Origin of the sequence: Carboxylicivirga linearis, from assembly GCF_018271995.1 — a bacterium.
Taxonomy (GTDB): domain Bacteria; phylum Bacteroidota; class Bacteroidia; order Bacteroidales; family Marinilabiliaceae; genus Carboxylicivirga; species Carboxylicivirga linearis.
Map to the genome: position 1 here is coordinate 505,252 of NZ_JAGUCO010000002.1, position 16,888 is coordinate 522,139.

Genomic DNA, 16,888 nt, shown 5'->3' on the forward strand with positions numbered 1-16,888 from the left:
AATTAAAGCCATTGCTGAAAAGTTTATAATCTATGATCAAACGTTTACGAGCTCTATCATTATTTCTATTTGTTTTAACATCTGTATCAGCCCAAGTAACAAAGTTCAGTGATTCACCGGAAGTTTTTCTGGATGAGATGAACGATAAATTCAAGAATGTAGCTAATAAAAAAGCTGCCAAAGAATTTATGGATAATTTTGAGGTATTCTGGATGAATCCCGAAACAGATGACTCACTTAAACAGTTAGTTATTAATACCTGTAACCAATTAGGGAAGAAAAGAGCTCGTCCCTATCCTGATTATAACATCTACCTTTCTACCATCATGACCTTTAAAAATAACGGTCATGATGAAATCAGCTTTAAAAACTGGCATAATAAGGTCACTTCCTTGTTGGAAACCCCTCGCTATCCTTTACGAAACCTGAATAAGTTCTTAAAGATTAGTGAGGACCTTATAGCAACTAATACCATTTTTTCCACTCCTGCAGTTAGCTGGAAATGCAGCACAAATAATTATAAATATTTCTATAACAATAATAAACTGGCAATTGAAGTAGGTGAAACTAATTTAATTTGTAATTCAAGAAACGATAGTATTATTATTTACGATACCAAAGGTATCTTTTATCCAATCGATAAAATTTGGAAAGGTGATAAAGGACGAGTTACCTGGGAAAGATCAGATTTTAAACCGGATATGGTATATGCTACTTTTGATGATTATGAAGTAGAAATGGATGATCCATCTTTCGAAGTTGATTCAGTTCAGTTTTATAACAAACACTATTTCGATCATCCGCTGGAAGGTAAAATATCCAATAAAGTAATGGCTATTTCCTCTCCCAGTTCAACTATTTACCCCAAATTTATAACTACCAAGCAACGTTTTACCATTGAAAAAATACATCCAAATATTGATTATGAAGGTGGATTTGCACAAAACGGAGCCAAATTCATGGGGGCTGGAACTGAAGAAAATCCGGCAGTCATAACTGTATCTCGAAATGACACAGCTTTTATGACAGCCAAATCACTTTTCTTTGCCTTAAGGAAAGATCAGATATTAAGTAATAATACCGAAATCAGCATCTCGCTAGATACTCAAAACATATATCATCCCGGACTTATTTTTAAATACATGGCCGATTTGAATGAAATTCATTTAATAAGGAATGGTGAAGGTTTAGCTTTGAGTCCCTACTTCGATACATTTCATAACATCAGTATGGATGTTGAGCTTATCAAATGGAAGGTTGGAAGTCAGTATTTAGATCTGGAGATGATATCAGGAGCCGCTCAAAACCAGGCTTTTTTCGAGTCACTTAGTTATTTTCGTGAAGATTTTTACAATCGGCTGCAAGGTATGGATGCCATTCACCCCTTGCAAGGACTAAAAAATTGTAGTAAATATTTCCATGGAAGACCATTTACCGCTACTGAATATGCTCAATTCATGCATTTACCAGAAAGTCCGATTCGTCAGCAAGTAATACAACTTTCGTTTTATGGATTTATCGAATACAATGTAAATACCGATGAAATTGTTATCCGTCAACGATTAAAAGATTACTTACTTTTTCGTTTAGGTCAAAAGGATTTTGATGTAATACGCTTTAATTCTATTACACCGGGTGAAATTGCCAATGCCCGCCTCGATCTTAAAAACTTCGACTTAAACATGAATGGAGTAGAATCTATTTCTATCTGCGATCATCAAAACGTAGTTTTCTTCCCTCAAAACAAAGAGATTATTTTGAAAGAAAACAGAAACTTTGTTTTTAGTGGTGCTATTAATGCCGGTATGTTAAACCTCTTTGGTAATGGGTTTAAATTCTCATATGAAGACTTCCGGATTGATATGAGTAATATTGATTCTTTGAGAATGAAAGTATTATCGGGTGAAACCGATTATTTTGGACAACCTCTTTTAAAGACAGTTGAAAATACCATCGCTAATCTATCTGGATACTTACAAATTGATGAGGCTGATAATAAATCAGGTGCTAGGAGAAACTCTCATTTCCCTATCCTGAACAGTCAAATTGAATCGTATGTTTACTTCAATCAACCCAATATTCAAAACGGAGCCTATAAAAAAGAAGATTTCTTTTTTACTCTGGATCCTTTCGAGATGGACAGTATCAATACTCTAAAACCTGATAACTTTAACTTTGGTGGAGAATTTCAATCGAATATATTTCCAACTTTCAGGGATAGCTTAACCATACGACCTGATTATTCCCTTGGATTCACTCGTGATACTCCTGCTGATGGATATCCGATATATAACAACAAAGCTGTCTTTACCAATTCTATTGATTTGAGTAATGCCGGGTTAAAAGGAAATGGAGTACTCGAATATGTTACTACTACCTCTCACTCTGAAGAATTTACCTTCTTACCCGATAAAGTAAAAGGACAAGCGCATAAATTCACTAACGAGAAAAGAGTGGAAGGTACACGTTACCCGGATGTGCAAGCAAACTATGTATCGATCGAATACCTGCCGGAGCAAGAAGAAATTTGGGCTCAAAGTCAGGAGGAAAACTTTACCATGTTTAATAAAGAAGCTCAGTTGAAAGGTCGCTTAAAAGTAACACCTTATGGTTCAACGGGTGGAGGCACATTCTATATGAAAAGTGCCAACCTGGTTTCAAAAGAAATGGACTTCAGCGATCATACCGTTGTGGCTGATTCTTCAGACTTTAACTTATCCAATGCTGAAATGGGAGGCGTAAGCTTTGCCACTACCAATCTTATTTCCAATATTGATTTCGAAACGCGTCAGGGAACTTTCTCCTCACGTTCTGGTGGTAGCCGGGTTGACTTTACCGACAACCGCTACATCTCATTCATTAGCGAATTCTCTTGGGATATGGATCTGAATGATATCTATATGGGTGCGCGTGGATCGAAAGGTAACCGCTTTATCTCTACTCATCGTCGTCAGGATTCATTATCGTTTTATGTTCCTATGGCCCGATATGATGTTGAGTTAAAAACAATCTTTGCTGAGGAAGTTAAACAAATTGATGTTGGAGATGCCAACATGATTATTAGCGATGGACTTGTTACCATTAGAGAAGATGCGGTGATTGATCCACTGGACAGTGTTCAAATAATCCTGCAGCAAGATAGCGCCTTTACTCATGTATTATACGAGTCTCATGTAAATATACTGGGTAAATATGAATACAATGCCTACGGTAAATACGACTACTTTAATGGTGAAGGTAAAAAGCTAACGCTCAACATGCATAATATAACTCTGGATAAGGAAAACAAAACGTTTGCTGAAGGCAAAATCACGGAAAAAGATCTTTTCACCTTCAACAGTCATTTTGCTTTTAAAGGAGATATTAAGTTAGAAGCAGCTTTTAAAGACCTTAACTTTAATGGAGGTGCACAAATGTTACACAGGTGTTCATCCGGTCCGCAGACATATGTAAGATTTGATTCGCGTATGGACGCTAAAAACGTTAGAATACCTATCAATGAAGAGACTCAAAGTTTCGAATACAGTAATATTTATAAAGATTTCTTTATCACCAAAGACAGTACTCATGTATATAGCTCTTTCCTTGAAAGTAGAAAAGACTATAGCGATATTCCAATGCTAACGGGTTCCGGCTATTTAATTTACAACGATAAAGAGCAGTCGTTTGATATTGCTGAAGAGTATAAACATGCAAACCCTGATTCTACAGGTAATATTATTCGATTCCGTGAGACGGATTGTAATATTGTTGCGGAAGGACAAATTGATATGGGTATTGACTTAGACGAAGTTAAACTCAAAGCATCTGGTTCGTTATTAGATGAGCGCGACAATAACATACTATCAGCCAGTACCATGTTAGGCATTGATTTCTTCTTTAATCAGGAAGCTTTGGATAAACTTTACAGTTCTATTTTAAATTCATCAGCTAAAGATTCGAAAGTGACGAAAGAATTATTTACTAAACGAATGGCTGAATGGATTGGCAAGAACAATTCTGAAAAGATTGAAAGTGAAAGAACAGGCACCGGAATATCGGAGAAACTACCTGAAGAAATTAAGCAAATTCTGCTATTTAGTAATATTGATTTTGTGTGGGATTCGGGAGAAAGATCATTCTGGGCTGATGGTGAAGCCGATCTTGCCTACCTGAATGAGTATATCGTGAATAAAAAGGTAAAAGTAAAAGCTGAGCTGATGCGCAAACGAAGTGGTAACTCACTTGATATGTACATCGAATTTGATGAGAATACCTGGGTATACTTTACCTATAAAAACAACATGATGCAAACACTTTCTTCTAACAAGGAATACAACCAGATTGTACAAGCTCTTAAAGCTGAAGATAGAAAGCAAAAAGGTAAGCCATTTACTTTTATTATGTCACCAGAAAGTAAGAAGGCCAGATTCTTAAAACGATTTGAATAGAGCAACAAATAAAAAAAGAAAAGCCGTTGAAATTCAACGGCTTTTTTTTATGCTAAAATTAAAAATATAGCTGGTCGTTTATTAATATCGGGCAGTTTCCCCTTCCATTGCGCTATGGTTTTTGTAACAATATACTCAGTATCGAGTGTTATATCGCAGGCAATACACAAACGTGTTTTTGGACTGCATGTTTGTACTATATCCTGAAGCATGCGCATATTTCTATACGGTGCTTCAATAAATAACTGCGTTTGATTTTCTTTTCTCGATCGATCTTCCAAGGCCTTAATTGCTTTGGGTGCCTCTCCTTTTTTTACCGGCAAATAACCATGAAAAGCAAAACTCTGCCCATTTAATCCTGATGCCATAACAGACATTAATATGGATGATGGCCCCACCAATGGAATTACATTTATCTTGTTTTCATGGGCCAGCTTGGCAATATCAGCTCCCGGATCAGCAACTCCCGGACATCCGGCCTCTGACAGCATTCCCATGTTTTTACCATCGTGCAATGGACGTAAAAAAGAAGGAATATCATTAGGTTTTGTATGCTTATCCAATACAAAAAAAGTCAATTCATCAATATCAATTTCCTTATCTACCTTTTTTAAAAACCGCCTTGCCGAACGAATATTTTCAACCACATAATACTTTAGTGATTTAATAATGTCTATCACATCAGCCGGAAGGTTATATTCAATGGCACTCTCCCCCATTGTATTGGGGATCATATAAAGTTGACCTTTCATTTTAAATAGTTCATTAGTTTTTAGGCAGTAGTCAGTTGAATTACCAATCGCTTACAACCGGCTACCACATGCTTCAGTATAAGCTAAATTACAACATAGCTCTAATAAAAGTGCTATACCTACAATTTTCAGATTAAAAAATAAGAGGAGTTGGTCTTTTCAAAAGTTCATCGTAATTAGGTGGCAAATCAAGAATGTCTGACATCAGATCATTAAGTATATCCAAACTCTTATTCGATAATAATTCCATTACCTCGTCAATGGCATCGCCACACACCATATATGGAGCCTGGTGAAACAGAATATCGTTACCAATACACAAAGCATAAATCTGAAATTCATCTACTTCATCCATCGATTTGTTTTTGACAATACAATTCTGAAGCCATATATCAGTCTCAAATAACTCGTATTTTTTTAACTCCTGATCTCTTTTATCTATATCTGTATTTTCTTTGAAGTAAGCCTGTATTTTATCACGCGACTCTTGCGATAACGATTCATTTATTTGTTGCACGCAATCCATACAATAAGCCAGTTCAAATACCACTTCCCTCCTTCCTTTGGTCAGATCCTGACCATATGCCTTTTCGATAATATAAGGTTCGCCAGATCGAATAATATCTTTTTGGCACACCTTACATTCTGTAAAAGGCTGATTCGACTTATCGGAATGAAAAATACTTGGAATAGGCAAAGTATGAAATGGTTTTCCAGACATAGTTGTTGTATTATTCTTCAAAAATAGGAAAGGTTTTGCAATTAACTAATAACCTGAGTTCGATTTAAATTTAAGGCAAAGGCCGAATTCTTCAGTTTTGGTGCCAAACAGATTTACGTAAGGCCTCGCCGCACAGTTTTGAGGCTTTCCGTAAATACGCAAAGGCTGAATTCTGTAGTTTTTATCTCTTTCGTAAATACGCAAAGCTTTGCCGCACAGTTTTGATGTTGTACCTAAATAATCCAGAGGTGATTCTATTTGTTCTATAGTAGACATATATCATGTTTTGCAAGTAAAAACAAGGCGCACAATTTTGTATGTTTGTATTAACCCCATCAATCAACTAAAATGAAATCAATTCTTTCATTACTCTCACATCGGAATACAATTTTAATTATGGCAGTTGTATTTGGGTTATGGTTGGGTGATTATGCACATTTTCTTAAATTATTTACTACCTATATTCTGGCCTTGGTTATGACCTTTTCAATGACCAACATCAGAACACAAAGCCTCTACCCTGTTTCAAAACTGCTATTTCCGATGTTGAAAGGTGCGCTATTTAACTACTTTATTTATGCAGTTATAATGATTGGAGCTGCTCACCTGTTTATTAGTGATAAGGAATTGTTTTATGGCTTTGTCATCATTGCTACTACAGCACCAGGGGTAGCTATTATACCATTCTCAAGTATTCTTAAAGGAGACATCGAATATGCAGTAAAAGGAGTTTTGGGCGCTTTTATCTGCACCATTGTTCTTACCCCGTTTTTGGTTGGGTATTTAACCGGAAACGATGGCATATCATCCTCGCAACTATTTATTTTGATGGTTAAAACAATCATCGTTCCTCTTATCCTTTCCCGCTTATTATTGCATCGCTCAGTAAAGAGTATGGTAAATAAAACGCGCGGTAAGATTGTGGATATAGGTTTTGCCACACTTATTTTTATAGCTATTGGAGTAAACCGATCGGTATTTTTCGATCAAACAGAAATGCTAATTGGTATAGCTGTCGTTCTTTTTATATCGCACTTTGTGGTGGGTGTGATACACGAAAAACTAATTGGCCATTTTATCTCCAACAAGGCCAAACTAACATCAGACAATTTGCATCTGACCATCAAAAGTTCAGGCTTTGCAGTGGTAACAGCTCTTCAGTTATTCGGGCAGAAAGCTGCTATTCCAACAGCTGTACTTCCCATATTTGTATTGTTTTACTTACTGTATCTCTCCTTCAGAAAGGGTAGTTGATTCGGCTCCTTTTTCAACCGATTTTAAAAATAAAAAGATACTGGAACCGGTTAACACCATAAAAACAGCCCCTATAATGGTAAATGCCTGACTTAATGACAAGCGATCGGTTACATACCCGAATAAGGGAGCTAAAACCGAAAAGTTAGCTCTGATTATTAAACTACGTATTGATAAAACCGTTGCCCGTATATCGGATGATGTAATTCTGTTGATATAATCTTTTAGTACAGGGGTTGCAATACCACGGGAGAAATAAAAGACCACTAAAACCGGAAGTACCCAATACGAATGTATTAATCCTGCCAATATAAAAGCACCAGTAATAATAACGGTGGTACCAATTACTGTTGATTTAGGCTTTAGTTTTTGCTCAATTTTATAAGCCGCCAATGTGGTTAATCCCACAATTAGATTTAGTACCGTACTGGTGGTTCCAATATGTATTTCTCTAAAACCAACTTCTTTCAGATACAATGGATACACCCAGGCCATACTAAGAGTTGCCGAACCTATTATTGATGAATATATGATGTTATATCGGAGGCTTTTATTTTTAATCATTGCATACTTTACCACATTCCATATATCTTTCCATGTGGCCTTTTGTGTGCGGGTATACAATTGAGGTTCTATCAATAAAAAAGCAGCCGGAACAGCTATAAATGCAATACCTGTTTGAAAAACAAAAGGCATTCGAAGACTCCACTCGGCCAATGCTCCTCCCATAAAACCGGCAATGGCCTCGCTAAAATTTCCCACCGAAAAGTTTCGCCCCTCGTACTTTAAATAGTCCTTCTCACGGCCGTCAGCCTTAAGACTATCGTATAACAATGCAGAATCGGCACCACTAATAAAACTCTGCCCTATTCCCAGTATTAACTCGGCCGCCACAAAAGCGTAAAATCCACTTGATAAGGAATAAATTGCAAATCCAACAGTACCCAATATACTGCCAATAATAAGAGTCCGTTTACGTCCGAGAACATCAGCGGCATACCCCGATGGTATTTCAAATATTACAATGGCAATACTATAAATAGCCTTCAGCTGAAACGATTCTTCCACCGTAAAGCCTAAGTCCTGATAAAACAGCATTAAAATAGGCATGGTTAGCATAAACCATTTCGCAATTTTTATCAGATATAATTTTGTGATATTGCCTGAATACATTCGAAAAAATTTTCGCAAAAATAGGCTTTCAAAAACTTCTTTACAAAAACGTTTTAAACCAATTCATTCTAAATAGCGCCAATCCTTCACATCTAGGGGTTGGAATAGAAAATTCGATATCTAGCCTTATGAAGTACTAAGAATGTGAGTTAACTGATATAAATAACCATTTTGAGTATAAACACAACTTTAACAGCAGACTTTATAGACAGACTCTAAATAATTAGTTTTCCTTTTGAATTAGCTCAGATTTACAAAGAAAAATGTTTTATTTATGTAAACCTTTACTCACACTGTCGACAAACGATTCTCGACAAGGGTAATCTTGCATAAAAAAGAATGAAATTAGTTAAGTACACACTCTGGCTTCTGGGCATTTTGGCTTTAGGTATCATCGCCTTCGTTATTTATTTACAATTTATAAAAGTTGAAAAACTTAAGCCGTTGCAAGCTATGCGTCCCGAATCGGTTATAGTTATAGAAACTCAAAACCTCACATCGGCCTGGCGCGAGATTAAAAAGAGTGATTTATGGGAAAGTATGATTGAAGCAGAATACTTTGATGAATACGAAGCTAATATGATGTATTTTGATTCATTAATGGTTGAAAATCCATTTGTGCGCAGCGTTTTTAAAGATCGGCCACTGGCTCTATCTGTTCAAATGCTGAATGACAAAGATTTTGAAACCGTATTTGCTGTTGACATAGGTAAATATGGAAAATTATCGGTTCTGCCCAAACTGGCTTCATTAATGAATTATGAGTTAAAAGAGAGATTGGTTGACAGCACATCTGTTTATAGCGTCTGTTACGATCAACCCAAAGATATTATTCATTTATGCATTCACGAAAACCTGCTAATAGGCTCGCTTTCCGGCAAACTTCTCGACCAGACAGTAACAGCGATTAATTCCAAAGAATGGTTTAATAGTCAGGAGTTTTTAGAAGTACAAAACGAAACTTCTGCAGGAATGATTGACTTCTATATCAATTATTCGCAATTACCCGTTTTTGCAGGTAGTATTGCTCCAGAATTAAAAGAATCATTAGAGAGTGTCAGTCAGATACTGGCCTATTCATCACTTATTACTCAATTAAAAGACGAAAACATCAGCCTGTCAGGGTACACCAACTATTTCGATTCAATACCATCCATCGCAAATGCTTTGGTAAAGGCTGATGCAGGTAAACTGGAGGTTCAGAATATTCTACCTTCTGAAACAGCTTTGTTTATGTCGATCAACACCACTAATTTTCAACTATTCTATAATGACTTGTTAGAACAATATAAACTGGTTGATTCAATAAATTATAACAGCTACGTTTCTGGCATTAAAATGACTGAGAACTGGCTTGATCTTAACTTTAACGACGTTTTATTTTCGTGGATGTCAGGTGAATTTGCCCTAGCCAAATTACAACCTCAAAGTAACGCACGCGAACTGGATGCTTTACTAGCAGTAAAAGCCAATAATATTGATGAGGCCAAAGTGCATATGGAAACTTTACTAAAGCACATTAAAAAACGAACTCCTGTTAAATTTGACCAGGTCACCTATCGAAATCATGACATTCATAAACTGCAGATGAAAGGATTCTTTAAACTGTTTTTTGGTAAGTTGATGCAGGGAATGGAGAAACCATATTTTTCGTATATCGACAACTATGTAGTTTTTTCCAACTCAGTAAATTCTTTAATGAATATGATTGATGATTACCTGGTAGGAAATACAATAGCTCGCACTCCTTCATTCAAATCCTTTTTTGAACAGTTTGATGAGAAAAGTAATTTTTCATTGTTTGTTCAAATGCCAAAAGTATACCAGCATCTATACTATTACAGCGATGCCAGTTCAAAAAGAAGCTTGAAGAAAAATAAAAACCTGTTGATAAACTTTGCAAATATAGGCTGGCAACTAAATGCAAACGGCAATATGTTTGAAACAATATTATTAGCTCAACACGATGAAAGTGCCATGCTCTACGAAGAACTGGAAGCCATGCAAAGCGCGGCTGAAGATCTTTATATTGATGAGTACCGGGAACTCCGGTTTAAGATGCGTTTGGACGAAACTTTCCCTTGGAATGAAGGACACGTTAATTATTATGTATCCCATCCCGAAAAAGTACAAGACAGTGTTTTAATTCATGAAGGCGAAATGCGAGATAGCATACCGGAGGATTTATGGCGCAATTATTATTTCTCCAGCAATATTTCATCGGCTATTCCCTATGATGAAGGTAAAGTAGACGGTACAGCCATTTTTTATTTTGATGATAAGGAACACACAGTTAAAGCTGAGGTGAATTTCAATGATGATGTAATTGATGGAGACTACATTGAATATTATAGTAATGGTCGTAAGAAGGCAGAACTGGAACTGGATGAGGGTTTATTTGATGGTAATGCCTACTATTATTACAGAAATGGTCAATTAAAAATTGAAGGCAAATATAAAAACGGCTTACGTCATGGTAAATGGAAATACTACACCAAAGCAGGTGACTTAATTAGTAAAGAAAACTGGAAAAAAGGAAAAGAATAAAAAAGGGGCTGAAATTCAGCCCCTTTTCACATATCTTTTAATTAGATCATTAAAATTCACTAAAAGTTGATTCGCCTTTTATTGACATTGGCATTTCCATTGGAGCAGGTAATTGAGCTGATTCAATCGAAACATTACCTGACAAATCCTGAGTTTGTTTAATAGTAATTGGCCAACCTGTTTTGGCATTAATCTTAGCATTCATGGTAACATCTCCTTTTAAATCAAAGTGCTGAGTCATACCCATTCTTTCCTGAGAGAATCCCTCTTTAGTTGCCATAGTACCCGCACCTTCCATCTCAACTACTGATGAGTTAGCTGAAGATATTTTATAGTTATACTTGCTAATCAATGGCATTGCTCCACTTTGTTCAATGGTAGTATTCCAGCTTAAACCCGTTTTTGGTTTTCCATCGGGGTAAACTATAAGCATAGAAGCCAGACTTTGCTTCATACTCTCATCGCTAAACTGACTTTTTAAACTTTCTTGTATCGGTCCGGATGCCTGACCTCCAGATTCAGCTTTGACTTTTTCCATTAACTTTTCAAAACCATCTACTTCAAGAATCTCTCCTTTATCATTAAATTTCATGGTAAATGAATATCCAACAATAGATTTGAAAAGTTTAGTCATCTCATTTTCTTCCTGGTTTGAATCATTCGAATCATATCCCATCGAAAACATTGGACTCTCCATCTTAAAAATCAGACTAGCAAATACAAAATCACTTGTATAAACATTTCCGTCTTTCGATTTAATGGTAAATAAAAGGTCACCTCCAATGGTATTTTTAATATTCTGAGTCATCCCCTGAACGGTTTGGGTAATGTCTTGAATGGTTAATTGCTTCAGGCCATACTTTTCACCAATTTCTAAATTATAACGAAGTTGAGCAAAACTCACCAACGAAAAGGCCATTAAGGCAAAAACCAAAACTAGTTTCTTCATAACGTATAGGTATTAATTTAACAGAATACGAATCTAATACATTAAAAACAATATTTCTAGTGATGTCAAATAAAAAAGCCTTACCTCTTAAATAAGAGATAAGGCTGTGTTATGCGATTATTCAATGACTAATAGGACCATTCTTTGGCTGCTTCATACATTGCAACCACATTTTCTACCGGTGTTTCAACTTTAAGTTTATGTGAGGGTCCTAACACAAAACCTCCTTTTGGAGCCATCATATCCAAAAGATGTTTTACACCATCTTTTACTTCTTTAGGTGTTCCCCCTCTCAAGAGCAATTCTTCGTCAAGGGCACCACAAAAAGTAATGTAATTACCAAAATCTTCTTTTAACCCTAACGGCTCCATACCAAAAGCACGGGTTTGAATAGGATCGAGTATGCTTGCTCCCAAGCTTATAAATTCAGGTAATAGTTTACGCACTCCTCCGCAGGAATGCATGTAAAACCGAACACCGTGTTGTTTTGGTATTTCGGTATACGCCTCAATTGCAGGTTTACAATATTGCTCCCAGATATCATTACTAATTGCCAGTCCACTCTGTGTTCCAAAGTCATCAGCAATACGAATAAAATCTATTTTATCACCTCCATTATCAAAAAATTCGGCGATAAAATCAGTATAGAAACCAACAATCTTTTGCGATAATTTCTCGAAAAATTTTGGATGATACATAATTACATCCAAGAAAGCTTCTCGTCCCAACAAACGCTGGATAATACGAAAAAGACCAGGCGATGAATAACCGGGAGCGGTCATTATTGCATAGTCTTTGTACTTTTCAACTTTAGATGTTAAAGTTGTGAAATCAAACAAATTCGTTGTTGGCCAATTATAATCTTCAAGAACAGAAGGATCGGTTATTCCTTTTAAAGGAAAATTGGTAGCTTCCCAATATTCAAAATCACCATTTTTGACTTTTGAATATCCAACGCCCCATATATCAACCTTCTTCTTTCCGTCTTCTTTAATTAACTGTTCGCCAACATAGTCTGGTTCCACCCATCGAAAATCAACATCTAAATATTCGAGTAATTGATCACGATTTTCTAACCCCAGGTGTTTCATCAACTTAACACCAAATTCGGGTACGTCCCAATAGAAAAACGGTACCCTGTCGGGTTGCTCGTTATTCAATGCTTTCAGGACTCTTTCCTTGTGGATCATAAACGATGTTTTTGATTAAAAAATATGATTTTCCTCATCGCAAAACCTTTCGAATTTAGAAACATTATGAGAAAAAACAAATTTCTGATGATAAAATTAATGAAACCTTACACCAAAAACACCGTATAAACTTGCCTATTTCCGTGTATTTACAGGTAAATTTACTTGTTTATAAAATTTTATTTCCTCCACTTAAGGATTTCATACATTAAAACTCCCGCTGCAACCGATACATTTAACGACTTAATCTCACCTTTAAGTGGTATACAACTTTTATAATCAACTATTTTCAATATCTGATTTGATATACCAGTATCTTCAGATCCCATAATTAATGCCACAGGTCCTGAATAGTCTAATTTATCATAGTCTTGCGCTCCTTTTTCGGTAGCAGCCACTAGTTTTAAACCGCTATTTTTTAAATATTCTACTGTTTTAAACAGGCTTGATGTTCGACATACTGGCACGGTATGTAATGCTCCGGCAGATGTTTTTATGGCATCAGCGTTTATTGGAGCTCCACCTTTATCTGTTATAATTATAGCATCAATACCAACACATTCGGCCGTTCTGGCAATGGCACCAAAATTTCTAACATCGGTTAACTGATCTAAAACCAATACAAAAGGTTCTTTACCTTCATCGTATAACATTTGAATTAGTTGTTCAGCATCCTGATAAACTACCGGTGAAATAAAAGCAATTACCCCCTGGTGATTTTTACGGGTTATACGATTTAATTTTTCGATTGGAACAAACTGAAATGGAACATTATTAGCTTTTACTTCATCTAAAAATTCCTGAAAAAGATCACCCTGCAATCCTTTTTTAATAAAAACCTTATCTACTTCCTTACCTGCAGCAATTGCCTCAATAACCGCACGTATACCAAACACCATTTGATCTTTTGCCATAATTTAATCCAGTTTATTCTTTTGTTCCTGTAATTCTTCTAATTCAAGTTGAGCATTTTCCCAGTCTTCCATTTGCTTTTCAAGCTCTTTTTCTGCCTGATGATAATCTTTAAACATCTGTTCATCACCCGCATTTTCAGGCTTACTGATGGCTTCTGTCAGTTCTTCTAACGTAGCTTCCATTTTAGCAATTCCCGACTCAAAATCAGCCACCATTCGTTCTGCTTTTTTAACCTTCTTACTTAACTCTTTTCGTTCTTCATAAGAAAGTTTAGATGTTGATGCAGCTTTAACTTCTTCCTTTGGTGATACATCAGCAGATTTTATATTTAAATCATTCAGATTTTCCAGCTTTTTCTTTTCAAGGAAATAATATATACCTCCCAGGTATTCTTTAACCTTATGATGACGAAACTCAAATACCTTATCGACCAAACCATCTAAAAATTCGCGATCGTGAGATACCAGAATTACCGTTCCTTCAAAGTCGCGCAATGCATCTTTTAATATATCTTTAGAGCGCATATCCAAGTGGTTTGTTGGCTCATCGAGGATTAGTAAGTTAACAGGTTCTAACAACAACTTAACCATTGCTAAACGCGTACGTTCACCTCCGGATAAAACACTTACTTTTTTATCAACCGTTTCACCACTAAACATGAACGCTCCAAGCAAATCACGTATTTTAGTTCGTATATCGCCCACAGCAACCAAATCAATGGTTTCGAATATGGTATGACTATCATCTAAGCGCTCCGCCTGATCCTGGGCAAAATAACCAATCTTCACATTATGTCCCAAGTCCATTTTACCCTGATGAGCCAATTCATTCATAATGATACGTGCCATGGTGGTTTTACCTTCACCATTACGCCCAACAAATGCAATTTTCTCACCTCTTTCAATAGACATATCAATCTCATCCAACACCAATAAATCGCCATACGATTTGGAAAGTTTATCAGCTTTAACAACAACCGTACCTGACCGTGGTGCCGCAGGGAACTTTATATTTAAGGCAGCCTTATCAAACTCATCCACCTCTATCCTATCAATCTTTTCGAGTTGCTTAATACGCGATTGTACCTGAACTGATTTGGTAGCTTTGTAGCGAAAACGCTCAATAAACTTCTCTGTATCTTCAATCTTTTTCTGTTGATTCTTATAGGCATTCAGCTGCTGCTCTCTCCTCTCCTGACGCAACTCCATAAAGCGCGAATAGTTGGCTTTATAATCATAAATACGCCCCAGTGATATCTCTATACTACGCTTGGTAATATTATCTAAGAATGCCTTATCGTGCGAAATAAGAACAACCGCTCCACTATAGGTTTTTAGAAAATCTTCCAGCCATTGAATAGAATCAATGTCCAGATGGTTGGTAGGCTCATCCAAAAGAAAAATATCAGGTTGCTCCAGAAGAATTTTAGCCAGCTCTATTCGCATACGCCAACCACCACTAAACTCACCCGTATTACGACTAAAATCTGACTGTTCAAATCCTAAACCTTTTAAAGTTGATTCAATCAATCCGGTATGATTCGCTCCTCCCATTAAGTTAAAACGCTCAGTCTTCTCGTTTAAACGATCGAGCAATTTCATATATGATTCCGATTCGTAGTCGGTACGTTCAGCAATTTCCTGATTAATAGATTCAATCTCTCTCTCAAGATCTTTAATCTCCGAAAAAGCTTGTTCCACCTCGTCCATCACATTACGGGTATCGGTATAATTCATATGCTGAGGCAAATAACCAATCTTAAAATCACGCGGTTTAGTCACCAATCCTGAAGAAGGTTCCATATGTCCCGCAATAATTTTAAGCAAAGTTGATTTACCTGCTCCGTTTTTTCCAATCAAACCAATACGGTCTTTAGGATTAATCAAGAACGAAACATCCTCAAACAACTTAAAACCTCCAAAATCAACTGTCAACTGATTAATCGATACCATTCGCAAAAAATTTGTGCAAAGATAGTGGTTTTACAAGCACTTCACAGCGAAAGGTTAATCATTTTAGAAATAAGCTTTGGCAAAGAATTATTTATTCTTATCCTCTTCCAAATCATCGATCTTCATTCGATCCCACTTTTTGATTTTTAAATGATGCGCTGTTGCACCAATAGCATGCGAAGCAACAGGTGTGGTAATAAAAATAAATACAATGATTAATATGGCTTTGACAACAATTGCCCAAGTTGTGAAATACAACACAAAGCCTAAAAGCATCAACATCGCACCCAATGAAGGGGCCTTTGTTGCTGCATGCATCCGCATAAAAATATCGGGGAAGCGAATTAAACCAATTGCTCCCAAAAGCATTAATAAACTACCTAGAGCCAGTATGATTATGATCGCTATTTCCATCATTAGTATCGTTTTCAGTTAAATATTTCGACATACCCACAGTTCCCATAAACAGGATGAGTGAGATAATTAAAACCACATCCAGATAAATACTGTTGTTTTTTAATATACCAAGGCAAATAATTATACCTATTAGTATCGACCCAATCATATCCAATGAAATTATGCGATCGGGTGTTGATGGTCCTTTCACCAGCCTGATTACAACTAAAATCAGAGCCAGCAGTAAAACACCAATTATATAAGGTACAGCTGTTGCTATCATTTTAAAAATCGTTTTATACGTTTTTCCAACTTCTTAATATCAGCTATAAAGCTCTCTCGACTTTCGATGTGCATCCCATGTATGTAAAGTTTCTTTCTATCTTCAGAAATATCGAGCGATAAAGTACCAGGTGTCATTGTTATTGCATTAACCAAAGCCAGAATACCCACTTTTGATTCCAGCTCAATATCAACTGCAATAATACCGGGAGGATTGCAACGATCTAATGAGCCAACTATAGATTTCGCTATAATGAAGTTTGACTTAATCAACATTCCAAGATAATATGGAACAAATAATATGAAATAAAACACTCTCATCATAGC

The 16,888-nt window shown here is 36.1% G+C and carries 14 protein-coding genes; 3 read left to right on the forward strand and 11 right to left on the reverse strand.

What is annotated here, in order from left to right; all coding sequences use genetic code 11:
- Positions 1–32: 32 nt before the first annotated feature.
- Positions 33–4,430, forward strand: coding sequence for a hypothetical protein (locus tag KEM10_RS05395; protein WP_212214443.1), 4,398 nt, complete (start codon positions 33–35; stop codon positions 4,428–4,430).
- Between the two features lie 47 nt (positions 4,431–4,477).
- Here KEM10_RS05395 and KEM10_RS05400 read toward each other — a convergent pair whose 3' ends face one another.
- The 3 genes from KEM10_RS05400 to KEM10_RS05410 all read right to left on the reverse strand — a co-directional run bounded on the left by KEM10_RS05400 (position 4,478) and on the right by KEM10_RS05410 (position 6,179).
- The gene (locus KEM10_RS05400) at positions 4,478–5,182 is read right to left on the reverse strand and encodes an SAM-dependent methyltransferase (protein WP_212214446.1); all 705 of its coding nucleotides are present in this window, start codon (positions 5,180–5,182) and stop codon (positions 4,478–4,480) included.
- Between the two features lie 133 nt (positions 5,183–5,315).
- The gene (locus KEM10_RS05405; RefSeq protein WP_212214449.1) at positions 5,316–5,903 is read right to left on the reverse strand and encodes a hypothetical protein; all 588 of its coding nucleotides are present in this window, start codon (positions 5,901–5,903) and stop codon (positions 5,316–5,318) included.
- A 45-nt stretch (positions 5,904–5,948) separates the two neighbouring features.
- Positions 5,949–6,179, reverse strand: a complete 231-nt coding sequence (locus KEM10_RS05410; RefSeq protein ID WP_212214452.1) for a hypothetical protein — start codon at positions 6,177–6,179, stop codon at positions 5,949–5,951.
- A 72-nt stretch (positions 6,180–6,251) separates the two neighbouring features.
- Here KEM10_RS05410 and KEM10_RS05415 point away from each other — a divergent pair, with 72 nt between their 5' ends.
- Entirely contained in the window at positions 6,252–7,157 is a 906-nt protein-coding gene (locus tag KEM10_RS05415; protein ID WP_212214455.1) for a hypothetical protein, read from the forward strand.
- On the opposite strand, the gene KEM10_RS05420 is transcribed toward KEM10_RS05415, so the two are convergent.
- The gene (locus tag KEM10_RS05420; RefSeq protein ID WP_212214458.1) at positions 7,125–8,330 is read right to left on the reverse strand and encodes an MFS transporter; all 1,206 of its coding nucleotides are present in this window, start codon (positions 8,328–8,330) and stop codon (positions 7,125–7,127) included. The two genes, KEM10_RS05415 and KEM10_RS05420, sit on opposite strands and share 33 nt — an antisense overlap.
- A gap of 339 nt (positions 8,331–8,669) precedes the next feature.
- Here KEM10_RS05420 and KEM10_RS05425 point away from each other — a divergent pair, with 339 nt between their 5' ends.
- Complete coding sequence (locus tag KEM10_RS05425; protein WP_212214461.1) at positions 8,670–10,877, forward strand: DUF3352 domain-containing protein; 2,208 nt, start codon at positions 8,670–8,672, stop codon at positions 10,875–10,877.
- 49 nt (positions 10,878–10,926) lie between these two features.
- Here the strand turns inward: KEM10_RS05425 and KEM10_RS05430 are convergent, their stop codons facing one another.
- The 7 genes from KEM10_RS05430 to KEM10_RS05460 all read right to left on the reverse strand — a co-directional run bounded on the left by KEM10_RS05430 (position 10,927) and on the right by KEM10_RS05460 (position 16,885).
- Positions 10,927–11,826 carry a DUF6263 family protein gene (locus KEM10_RS05430; protein ID WP_212214463.1) on the reverse strand — a complete coding sequence of 300 codons (900 nt, stop codon included), beginning with the start codon at positions 11,824–11,826 and terminating at the stop codon, positions 10,927–10,929.
- A 128-nt stretch (positions 11,827–11,954) separates the two neighbouring features.
- Positions 11,955–13,016: a uroporphyrinogen decarboxylase family protein gene (locus KEM10_RS05435; RefSeq protein WP_212214465.1), complete on the reverse strand. Its 1,062-nt coding sequence runs from the start codon at positions 13,014–13,016 to the stop codon at positions 11,955–11,957.
- 179 nt (positions 13,017–13,195) lie between these two features.
- On the reverse strand, positions 13,196–13,930 hold the full coding sequence (gene rlmB / locus KEM10_RS05440) for a 23S rRNA (guanosine(2251)-2'-O)-methyltransferase RlmB (protein WP_212214467.1): 735 nt from the start codon (positions 13,928–13,930) through the stop codon (positions 13,196–13,198).
- A 3-nt stretch (positions 13,931–13,933) separates the two neighbouring features.
- A complete protein-coding gene (locus KEM10_RS05445) occupies positions 13,934–15,883 on the reverse strand; it encodes an ABC-F family ATP-binding cassette domain-containing protein (protein ID WP_212214469.1) in 1,950 nt (649 codons plus the stop codon).
- A gap of 87 nt (positions 15,884–15,970) precedes the next feature.
- Positions 15,971–16,300 carry a monovalent cation/H(+) antiporter subunit G gene (mnhG, locus tag KEM10_RS05450; RefSeq protein ID WP_212214471.1) on the reverse strand — a complete coding sequence of 110 codons (330 nt, stop codon included), beginning with the start codon at positions 16,298–16,300 and terminating at the stop codon, positions 15,971–15,973.
- Positions 16,260–16,562, reverse strand: a complete 303-nt coding sequence (locus KEM10_RS05455) for a monovalent cation/H+ antiporter complex subunit F (protein WP_212214474.1) — start codon at positions 16,560–16,562, stop codon at positions 16,260–16,262. The genes mnhG and KEM10_RS05455 overlap by 41 nt, the downstream gene beginning before the upstream one ends.
- Positions 16,559–16,885 (reverse strand): Na+/H+ antiporter subunit E, encoded by a 327-nt coding sequence (locus tag KEM10_RS05460; RefSeq protein WP_212214476.1) that lies wholly within the window; start codon positions 16,883–16,885, stop codon positions 16,559–16,561. The genes KEM10_RS05455 and KEM10_RS05460 overlap by 4 nt, the downstream gene beginning before the upstream one ends.
- Positions 16,886–16,888 lie beyond the last annotated feature (3 nt).

What these genes read in the sequence shown, in the direction of transcription:
- KEM10_RS05425 (WP_212214461.1), top strand. Translation starts at nt 8,670, where the DNA reads ATGAAATTAGTTAAGTACACACTCTGGCTTCTGGGCATTTTGGCTTTA.
- rlmB (WP_212214467.1), bottom strand. Translation starts at nt 13,930, where the DNA reads ATGGCAAAAGATCAAATGGTGTTTGGTATACGTGCGGTTATTGAGGCA.
- KEM10_RS05410 (WP_212214452.1), bottom strand. Translation starts at nt 6,179, where the DNA reads ATGTCTACTATAGAACAAATAGAATCACCTCTGGATTATTTAGGTACA.
- KEM10_RS05405 (WP_212214449.1), bottom strand. Translation starts at nt 5,903, where the DNA reads ATGTCTGGAAAACCATTTCATACTTTGCCTATTCCAAGTATTTTTCAT.
- mnhG (WP_212214471.1), bottom strand. Translation starts at nt 16,300, where the DNA reads ATGATGGAAATAGCGATCATAATCATACTGGCTCTAGGTAGTTTATTA.
- KEM10_RS05415 (WP_212214455.1), top strand. Translation starts at nt 6,252, where the DNA reads ATGAAATCAATTCTTTCATTACTCTCACATCGGAATACAATTTTAATT.
- KEM10_RS05420 (WP_212214458.1), bottom strand. Translation starts at nt 8,330, where the DNA reads ATGTATTCAGGCAATATCACAAAATTATATCTGATAAAAATTGCGAAA.
- KEM10_RS05460 (WP_212214476.1), bottom strand. Translation starts at nt 16,885, where the DNA reads ATGATGAGAGTGTTTTATTTCATATTATTTGTTCCATATTATCTTGGA.
- KEM10_RS05445 (WP_212214469.1), bottom strand. Translation starts at nt 15,883, where the DNA reads ATGGTATCGATTAATCAGTTGACAGTTGATTTTGGAGGTTTTAAGTTG.
- KEM10_RS05435 (WP_212214465.1), bottom strand. Translation starts at nt 13,016, where the DNA reads ATGATCCACAAGGAAAGAGTCCTGAAAGCATTGAATAACGAGCAACCC.
- KEM10_RS05455 (WP_212214474.1), bottom strand. Translation starts at nt 16,562, where the DNA reads ATGATAGCAACAGCTGTACCTTATATAATTGGTGTTTTACTGCTGGCT.
- KEM10_RS05395 (WP_212214443.1), top strand. Translation starts at nt 33, where the DNA reads ATGATCAAACGTTTACGAGCTCTATCATTATTTCTATTTGTTTTAACA.
- KEM10_RS05400 (WP_212214446.1), bottom strand. Translation starts at nt 5,182, where the DNA reads ATGAAAGGTCAACTTTATATGATCCCCAATACAATGGGGGAGAGTGCC.
- KEM10_RS05430 (WP_212214463.1), bottom strand. Translation starts at nt 11,826, where the DNA reads ATGAAGAAACTAGTTTTGGTTTTTGCCTTAATGGCCTTTTCGTTGGTG.